This window comes from Nonomuraea sp. NPDC049784, assembly GCF_040659615.1.
In the GTDB taxonomy this organism is placed as follows: domain Bacteria; phylum Actinomycetota; class Actinomycetes; order Streptosporangiales; family Streptosporangiaceae; genus Nonomuraea.
Genome location: NZ_JBFAMX010001208.1, coordinates 1 through 1,380 on the forward strand (window position 1 = coordinate 1; position 1,380 = coordinate 1,380).

At 72.9% G+C, this 1,380-nt stretch carries 3 protein-coding genes; all 3 read left to right on the plus strand.

Annotation, left to right across the window (positions count from 1 at the left end):
- Window positions 1-483: FAD-dependent oxidoreductase (locus AB0J09_RS64765; RefSeq protein ID WP_360714435.1), on the plus strand; the 483-nt coding region annotated here is incomplete at its 5' end.
- On the plus strand, window positions 480-680 hold the full coding sequence (gene thiS / locus AB0J09_RS64770) for a sulfur carrier protein ThiS (RefSeq protein ID WP_360714437.1): 201 nt from the start codon (window positions 480-482) through the stop codon (window positions 678-680). The genes AB0J09_RS64765 and thiS, both read left to right, overlap by 4 nt.
- 40 nt (window positions 681-720) lie before the next feature.
- Window positions 721-1,380 (plus strand): thiazole synthase (locus tag AB0J09_RS64775; RefSeq protein WP_360714439.1); only part of this gene is annotated, 660 nt, incomplete at its 3' end.

Consider the following 1,380-nt stretch of genomic DNA (forward strand, 5'->3'; position numbering starts at 1 on the left):
GTCAGGGACCGGATTCGGATGGCATTGCCTGGAGTCGTATCCGGGGGCGAGGTAGCGGTCATTTCTCGGGGCCGAGCAGTTCGGCCACGACGCGCCCGCTGCGTACGCGGCACCGTGCACGGCACGCCGGTCTACCTCGTTCCCCGGGGCGACGGCGAGCTGGTGGTGGGGGCGACCCAGGAGGAGATGGGGTTCGACACCCGGGTGACCGCGGGCGGGCTCTACGAGCTGCTGCGGGACGCCAGGGAGCTGGTGCCGGGCGTCACCGAGCTGGAGGTCGCCGACGTGGTCGCCGGGCTGCGGCCGGGCACTCCGGACAACCTGCCGGTGATCGGCCCGAGCGGCACGCCGGGGCTCGCGCTGGCCACCGGGCACCACCGGGGCGGCGTGCTGCTGGCCCCGCTGACGGCGGACATCCTGCTGGGCCGAGAGGGCGAGCTGGCGGCGCTGTGCGCGCCTGGAAGGTTTCGGGAAATTTCATGATTGTGACGATCAACGGGGCCGCGCACGAGGTGGCCGACGGCACGACCGTGGCGCAGGCCGTACGCACATTGACCTCGGCCACCACCGGAGTGGCCGTGGCCGTGAACGACGAGGTGGTCACGCGGAGCTCGTGGGAGACGACGGCGCTCGGCGACCGTGACCGGGTGGAGGTTCTGACGGCGGTGCAAGGTGGATGATCTGATCATCGCCGGGGAGAAGTTCGCTTCCCGGCTCATCATGGGGACCGGCGGCGCGCCCTCGCTGGAAGTGCTCGACCAGGCGCTGGCCGCGTCGGGCACCGAGCTGACCACGGTGGCCATGCGGCGGCTCGACCCGAGCTCCCGCGGCTCGGTCCTCGACGTGCTGCGCAAGCGGGACATCAAGGTGCTGCCCAACACGGCGGGCTGCTTCACCGCGGGCGAGGCCGTGCTGACGGCGCGGCTGGCCAGGGAGGCGCTCGGCACGAACTGGGTCAAGCTGGAGGTCATCGCCGACGAGCGGACGCTGCTGCCCGATCCGATCGAGACGTTCGACGCGGCGGAGCGGTTGGTGGCCGACGGGTTCGTGGTGCTGCCGTACATCGGGGACGATCCGGCGCTGGCGCGCAGGCTGGAACAGGCGGGGTGCGCGGCCGTGATGCCGCTGGGCGCGCCGATCGGCTCGGGCCTCGGCATCCGCAACCCGCACAACATCGAGCTGATCGTCGAGGCCGCCTCGGTGCCGGTGGTGCTCGACGCGGGCATCGGCACGGCCAGCGACGCCGCGCTGGCGATGGAGCTGGGCTGCGACGCCGTGCTGCTGGCCACGGCGGTCACGAGGGCGCAGCGGCCCAACCTCATGGCGGCGGCCATGAGAGGGGCAGTGGCGGCGGGACGGCTGGCGCGGCTGGCGGGCCGC